This window comes from Nocardioides sp. (assembly GCF_035697785.1).
In the GTDB taxonomy this organism is placed as follows: domain Bacteria; phylum Actinomycetota; class Actinomycetes; order Propionibacteriales; family Nocardioidaceae; genus Nocardioides_B.
On record NZ_DASSCL010000147.1, the window covers coordinates 1 to 6,796 of the forward strand.

The 6,796-nt window shown below is 71.2% G+C and carries 6 protein-coding genes and 2 pseudogenes; 7 read left to right on the forward strand and 1 reads right to left on the reverse strand.

All coding sequences use genetic code 11. The annotated features are described in order from the left end of the window. Positions 1-322, forward strand: a pseudogene (rpsA, locus tag VFH10_RS15595) (30S ribosomal protein S1); the annotation flags it as partial. Between the two features lie 49 nt (positions 323-371). Here the strand turns inward: rpsA and VFH10_RS15600 are convergent. After that, on the reverse strand, positions 372-539 hold the full coding sequence (locus VFH10_RS15600) for a hypothetical protein (protein ID WP_325130164.1): 168 nt from the start codon (positions 537-539) through the stop codon (positions 372-374). Positions 540-632: 93 nt separating this feature from the next. Between VFH10_RS15600 and VFH10_RS15605 the strand changes: the two genes are divergently transcribed. The 6 genes and pseudogenes from VFH10_RS15605 to VFH10_RS15630 all read left to right on the forward strand — a co-directional run. Further along, positions 633-1,583 carry a helix-turn-helix domain-containing protein gene (locus tag VFH10_RS15605; protein WP_325130166.1) on the forward strand — a complete coding sequence of 317 codons (951 nt, stop codon included), beginning with the start codon at positions 633-635 and terminating at the stop codon, positions 1,581-1,583. Between the two features lie 104 nt (positions 1,584-1,687). Next, positions 1,688-3,271 carry a glycoside hydrolase family 10 protein gene (locus VFH10_RS15610; RefSeq protein WP_325130167.1) on the forward strand — a complete coding sequence of 528 codons (1,584 nt, stop codon included), beginning with the start codon at positions 1,688-1,690 and terminating at the stop codon, positions 3,269-3,271. Between the two features lie 58 nt (positions 3,272-3,329). Next, a complete protein-coding gene (locus VFH10_RS15615) occupies positions 3,330-4,106 on the forward strand; it encodes a GntR family transcriptional regulator (RefSeq protein ID WP_325130169.1) in 777 nt (258 codons plus the stop codon). A gap of 102 nt (positions 4,107-4,208) precedes the next feature. Beyond that, positions 4,209-5,552 carry a sugar ABC transporter substrate-binding protein gene (locus VFH10_RS15620; RefSeq protein ID WP_325130171.1) on the forward strand — a complete coding sequence of 448 codons (1,344 nt, stop codon included), beginning with the start codon at positions 4,209-4,211 and terminating at the stop codon, positions 5,550-5,552. 10 nt (positions 5,553-5,562) lie between these two features. Continuing rightward, entirely contained in the window at positions 5,563-6,564 is a 1,002-nt protein-coding gene (locus VFH10_RS15625; protein WP_325130173.1) for a sugar ABC transporter permease, read from the forward strand. Continuing rightward, positions 6,561-6,796, forward strand: a pseudogene (locus VFH10_RS15630) (hypothetical protein); the annotation flags it as partial. The gene VFH10_RS15625 and the pseudogene VFH10_RS15630, both read left to right, overlap by 4 nt.

Below are 6,796 nucleotides of genomic sequence, written 5' to 3' on the forward strand. Positions count from 1 at the left end.
CAACTACATCTACCCCGAGGGCTTCGACCCGGAGACCGGCGAGTGGCTCGAGGGCTACGACGAGCAGCGCGCCGCCTGGGAGGAGCAGTACGCCAAGGCGCACGCCCGCTGGGAGGCCCACGTCAAGCAGCAGGCCGAGGCGGCCAAGGCCGAGGTCGAGGCCGGCGAGGCCACGTCGTACTCCAGTGACAGCACGGGTAGCACGGCGGGTGACGGGCAGGAGAGTCAGGGCGGCGGCGCACCCGCGGCCGAGGGCGGCTCGCTCGCTTCCGACGAGGCGCTCCAGGCGCTGCGGGAGAAGCTGACCGGCGGCGGTAGCTGATCCAACGAAAAAGCGCCCCGTGGCTCTGCCACGGGGCGCTTTCGCCTTTTCAGGCGAGCTTCTGGTAGCGCGGGTCGAAGGTGTCGGGGACGTGGCTACGCGGGGAGCGGGGGTGACGGCCTCCGTCGGAGAAGACCTCGCGAAGCGTGACAACGATCGTGCCGACGATCGCGGCGACGATCAGCGTGGAAACGATGAGTACGGTGATCTCGGTCATGGCAGTAATCATGCTCCGACATTGATCCTGCCACGAGTGGCAGGAATGCCAACGTCCATCGATTTTCTGCCAGATCTGTGTCACCATGGCTCCATGCTCACCAACGTCGCCGTGCTCGCCTTCGACGAGATCGCCCCGTTCGAGCTCGGCGTGCTCGTGGAGGCCTTTGGCTACGACCGGTCCGACGAGGGACTGCCGCTGATCGACTTCGCGGTCTGCGCACCCGAGCCCGGCACCTACCGCACCCAGGGCGGCTTCGGGATCACCGTCGAGCACGGCCTCGACCGGATCGTCGAGGCCGACCTCGTCGGGGTGCCGGCGTTCGCCGACGGCACGGTGCCGCCGCCCGCGGCACTCGAGGCGCTCCGGGCCGCCCACGACCGCGGCGCCCGGCTGATGTCGGTCTGCTCCGGCGCCTTCGTGCTCGGCGAGGCCGGGCTGCTCGACGGCCACGAGTGCACCACCCACTGGCGCTACACCGACGAGCTCGCCCGCCGCTATCCCGAGGCCACCGTCATCCCCGAGGTCCTCTACGTCGACGATGGCCAGATCATCACCAGTGCCGGCACCGCGGCGGGGATCGACGCCAGCCTGCACGTGTGGCGGCAGGAGTTCGGCGCGGCCGCCGCCAGCAAGATCGCCCGCCGGATGGTCGTGCCGCCGCAGCGGGAGGGTGGCCAGGCGCAGTTCATCCGCACCCCGGTCCCCGAGTGCGACTGCGACGAGCTCCGGCCGGTGCTCACCTACGTCAGCGAGAACCTCGCCGAGCCGCACAGCGTGGAGGCGCTGGCGAGACGGGCGGCGATGTCCCCGCGCACGTTCGCCCGCAAGTTCCGCGCCGAGATAGGCACCACCCCGCACGCCTGGATGACCTCCCAGCGGGTGCTTCGCGCCGAGGAGCTGCTGGAGACGACCGACCGCTCGGTGGACTGGATCGCGTCCGCCGTCGGGTTCGGCAACGCGGCGACGCTGCGCCACCACTTCACCCGGGCCCGCTCGGTCAGCCCGCAGCGCTACCGGCGCATCTTCAGCGAAGCCGGCTGACCGACCGGGCAGGTCGCGGGCGCGCAGCCATTGACAGACCGGCGGACCATCGCCAAGGTTTGGTCTAGTCCAATGGTTCACTCGATCTCGGGAGTGTGACGTCCATGCGGGGCCTTCGCCTGTCCGCCGTACTTGTCCTGGTCGCCGGTCTGCTGTCGACCGGCCTGCTGACCACCGGTCCCGCAACCGCGGGCGGTGGGACCACGGGTTGCGACACGTCCCCCGACGCCCCCAAGCGGCAGCTGCGCGCCGACTGGATCGCGAGCGTCGTCAACATCGACTGGCCGTCCCGTCCCGGCCTCACCCCGCAGCAGCAGAAGGACGAGCTCGTCGCGCTGTATGACCAGGCCGTCGCGCGGGGCCTCAACTCCGTCATCGTCCAGGTGCGGCCGACCGCCGACACGTTCTGGCCCTCGGACCTCGAGCCCTGGTCCCGCTACCTGACAGGTACGCCGGACGGCGACCCGGGCTACGACCCGCTGGCCTTCGCCGTGGACGAGGCGCACGCCCGCAACCTCGAGCTGCACGCGTGGTTCAACCCGTACCGCGTCTCGATGGGCACCGACCGCTCCCAGCTCGCCCCCGGCAGCCCGGCGGCCGAGCACCCCGAGTGGGTGCACGCCTACGGCGGCAAGCTCTACTACGACCCGGGGCTGCCGCAGGTGCGCCGCCTCACCGAGGACGTCATCCTCGAGGTGGTCGAGGAGTACGACGTCGACGGCGTCCACTTCGACGACTACTTCTACCCCTACCCGGTGGCCGGGCAGGAGTTCCCCGACGACGCGACGTTCGCGGAGCACGGCGGCGACTTCCCCGACACCCCCGAGGGGCTCGCCGACTGGCGGCGGCACAACACCGACCTGCTGATCAGCGAGCTCGACGAGCAGATCCACGACGCCAAGCCGTGGGTGAAGTTCGGGGTGAGCCCGTTCGCGGTCTGGCGCAACGCGGGGACCGACCCGGAGGGTTCGGCGACGACGGCCGGCGCCCAGACCTACGACGACCTGTACGCCGACACCCGCAGGTGGGTCCGCGAGGAGTGGCTCGACTACGTCGCGCCGCAGGTCTACTGGAACATCGGCTTCGCGCCCGCCGACTACGCGGTGCTGGTGCCGTGGTGGTCCGACCAGGTGACCGGCACCGACGTCCAGCTCTACATCGGCCAGGCCACGTACAAGGTCGGCACCTCGACCCAGGCGCCGCAGTGGGCCGACCCGGAGGAGATGAGCAAGCACCTGACGTTCAATCGCGACCACCCGCAGGTCGACGGTGACATCTACTTCTCCGCCAAGGACGTCCGTGCCAACCGGCTCGGTCACATGGACCTCGTCCAGGCCGAGCACTACGCCCACCCGGCGCTGCTGCCGGTGACCGAGGGCGTCCCCGGTCACCGGCCGCGCCCGGTCACCCGGCTCGACGCGGACCGTTCCGCCGAGGGCGTGACGCTGAGCTGGCGGGGCACCGGTGCGTCGTACGCCGTCTACCGGGTCGACGGCCGGGGCATCGGCCGCTGCGACACCGCCGACGCCACCCACCTGGTCGGCACCGTGCGGGACGACGGGCGCGACCACCGGACGACGGAGTTCGTCGACACGACGGCACCCGACGCCCGGGTCACGTACGTCGTCACCGCGCTGGACCGGGCCTACCGGGAGAGCCGGACGGGGAGACCGGTCAGTGTCCGGTGAGGCGCGGGCCCGGCACGGCGCGTTGGCGTCGCGACCCACGATGTTGTACCAATGGTCCATGACCACGGTGGAGCAGGGCGGCCCGTCGACCAAGCAGCAGCTCGTCCGCGAGCGCCTCGAGTCGCTGATCGCCGGCCTGGTGCCGGGCGAGCCGCTGCCGGCCGAGCGCGACCTGGCCCGGGAGCTGGGGGTCGCCCGGATGACGCTGCGCCGCGTGGTCGACGGCCTGGTCGACGATGGGCGGCTGATCCGTCGCCGCGGCGCGGGCACGTTCGTGGCCGGCCAGAAGGTGACCCAGCGGCTCGCGGCGACGTCGTTCTCCGCCGACATGCGTGCGCGGGGGCTGGTCCCCGGAAGTCGCACGATCGAGGCGCGCCGGTTCCCGGCCGGGATGATGCTCGCCGGGCTGCTCGGCGTACCCCCGCAGGCCGACGTGCTGTTCGTACGACGGCTGCGGCTGGCCGACGGGGAGCCGATGGCCGTCGAGGACCTGCACGTCCCGGCCACCGTCGCGCCGGGTCTGACCGGTGACGACCTGGAGGGCCGCTCGTTCTACGACCTGCTCGCCGAGCGCTACGACGACCCGGTGGTCTCCGGCACCCAGACCGTGGAGCCGGCCCTGGTCGGCGAGGACGTCGCCGGGCTGCTCGGGATCGAGACCGGTTCGCCGGTGTTCCTCTTCGAGCGCACTTCCCGGGTGCGCAGCGGCGGCATCGCGGAGTTCGTCCGCTCGACGTACCGCGGGGACCGCTACCGGATCGTCGTCGACATCTTCCCGCCGGCGGCCACCGACGCGGAGGCCGCGAAGGCCGCAAAGGCCGCGGAAGGGTCTTGACGCGCCGACCAGGCGTGACCAGAATGCACCAGAGGTCTTAGACCTTTGGTATACAACGGGACGCCACTGGGGCTTCTCGGGACGAACAAGGGTGGTGTGGTGATGAGGGTGCTGGGCACTGGCACGACGAGGCGGACGCACCGGAAGCGGGTCTCGTTCGCGGTCGGGGTGGCGACGCTCGCGCTGGCGACCGCGGCCTGCGGCAGCGGCTCCGACGGAGGGTCGTCGGAGATCGACGCCGACGCGGACGTCTCGGCGGAGGGCGAGAAGCTCACCGTCTGGATCATGGAGGGCACGAACCCCGACGCGGAGCCGTACGTCGACGGCCTCAGCAAGGCGTTCGAGGAGAAGACCGGCGCGACGCTCGACGTGCAGTTCGTGCCCTGGGCGGAGGCGCACGACAAGTTCGTGAACTCCATCGCGGGTGAGACGACCCCCGACGTCGCCGAGGTCGGCACCACCTGGACCCCGGAGTTCGCGGACGCCGGCGCACTCGTCGACCTCTCCCAGCCGGTCTCCGACTCCGGGCTCGACGGCGACCTGGTGCCCGGCCTGGTCGAGGCCGGCACCGTCGACGAGGGGCTCTACGGCATGCCGTGGTACGCCGGAGTGCGCTCGGTCGTCTACCGCACCGACGTCTTCGAGGAGGCCGGCGTCGAGCCGCCCACCTCGTGGGATGAGCTCGTCACGGTCGGCGAGAAGCTCGAGGCGGCCAACCCCGACATGATCACCTTCCCGGTCGCGGGGGACAGCGAGTACGGCGTCTACCCGTTCATCTGGGGCAACGGCGGCACGATCGCCGAGCAGGAGGGCGACACCTGGGCCAGTCGGATCGACTCGGCCGAGGCGCAGGAGGGCATCACCTTCTACACCGACCTCGCCAAGGAGCACGGCTTCTCCAGCCCGGCGGCGACCACCTGGGACGAGGCCGACCTGTCCGACGCCTTCAGCCGCGGAGACGTGGCGATGATGATCGCCGGCAGCTGGACGCCCGGAGCGCTCGTCGAGGCCAACCCGGACCTCGAGGGCAAGATCGGCGCGTTCCCGATCCCCGGTCCCGACGGCGGCGTGTCCCCGTCGTTCCTCGGCGGCTCACACCTGTCCGTCTTCGAGGCCTCGGACAACAAGGATCTCGCCTTCGCGCTGGTCGAGCTGATGGCGACCGGCGAGCAGGCGCAGGCCTGGAGCGAGCAGTCCGGCTTCTTCCCCGGCACCAAGACGCTGCTCGACCAGGTGCAGGAGGCCGACGACCCGGTCGTCGCACCGTTCGCGACCCAGATGGTCGAGGGCGGGGCCAGCCTCCCGGTCACGCCGCTCTACGGCCAGGTGCAGGGCAAGAAGACCGTGTCCGCGATGCTCCAGTCGATCCTGTCCGGTGACGCCTCGGTCGAGGAGGCCTCGACGCAGGCGGCGGACGAGATGGACGAGATCTTCAGCCGCGGCTGACCCTTTCAGGATGACCTCGACACCCACCGACGTGCAGGCGGGTCCGGCCTCCCTCGAGGCCGGACCCCCGGCTGCGCCGACGGCACCTCCGACGCCACCCAGGGCCCGGCGAGGCGACTGGCTGACCCCGGGCTGGCTGCCCTGGCTGCTCCAGGCACCCGCCCTCGCGGTCCTGGCCGGGCTGCTCGTCTACCCGCTCGTGCGCGTGGGCGTGCTCGCCTTCCAGGACTTCGGGCTGCGCGAGCTGGTGACGGGGGAGTCCGCCTGGGTGGGGCTGGAGAACTTCGACGAGGTCCTCACCGACCCGTTGCTGTGGCAGGTCGCCCTGCCCAACACGGTGGTGTTCGCCGCGGTCAACGTCGTCCTCACGGTCGCGGTCGGCACCGCCGTCGCGCTGCTCCTCGCCCGGCTGAGCGGCTGGGCCCGCGGTGTCCTCACCAGCGCGATCATGGTGGCCTGGGCGATGCCCGCGGTGACCGGGACCTACGTGTGGGTGTTCCTCTTCGACGCCCGCGACGGCTTCGTCATGCAGACGCTTGGGTCGCTCGGCCTGGTCGACCCGGAGACCACCAACTGGTTCACCGAGCGGCTGCCGTTCTACGCGATCGCCACCGTCAACGTCGTGCACCACGGCTTCCCGTTCGTCGCCGTGACGATCCTGGCCGGGCTGATGACGGTCCCGAAGGACATGCTGGAGGCGGCGGCGCTCGACGGTGCCGGGGCCTGGCGACGGTTCCGCTACATCACCGTCCCGGTGCTCAAGCCGGTGTTCGCGGTCGTCACGATCCTGTCGACGATCTGGGACTTCAAGGTGTTCACGCAGATCTACCTGATGCCCGGCGGCTCCGGCACCAACCGCGAGGTGCTCAACCTCGGCACCTGGTCCTACATCACGGCGATCTCGCAGAACCGCTACGGCCTCGGGGCGGCGATCGCGGTGCTGCTCACCGTGCTGCTGCTGGTGATCACGATGGTCTACCTGCGCACCCTCTTCCGCCAGGAGGAGCTATGACCACCCCACCACGCTGCTCGCTCCGCTCGCACCGCGTCGGGGGCCCCGTCGTGATCCAGGTCCACACCGTCGGCCCCGAGGCGGCCGACGACGTCGTCGGTGTCATCCACGCCGGGTTCGGCGCGCGCGAGGTGCTCGACCCGCCGTCCAGCGCGCCGGACGAGACCGTCGCGTCGGTCGCGACCGCCCTCGCCGACCACGGCGGGCTGCTCGTCACCTCCGAGCTCGGACC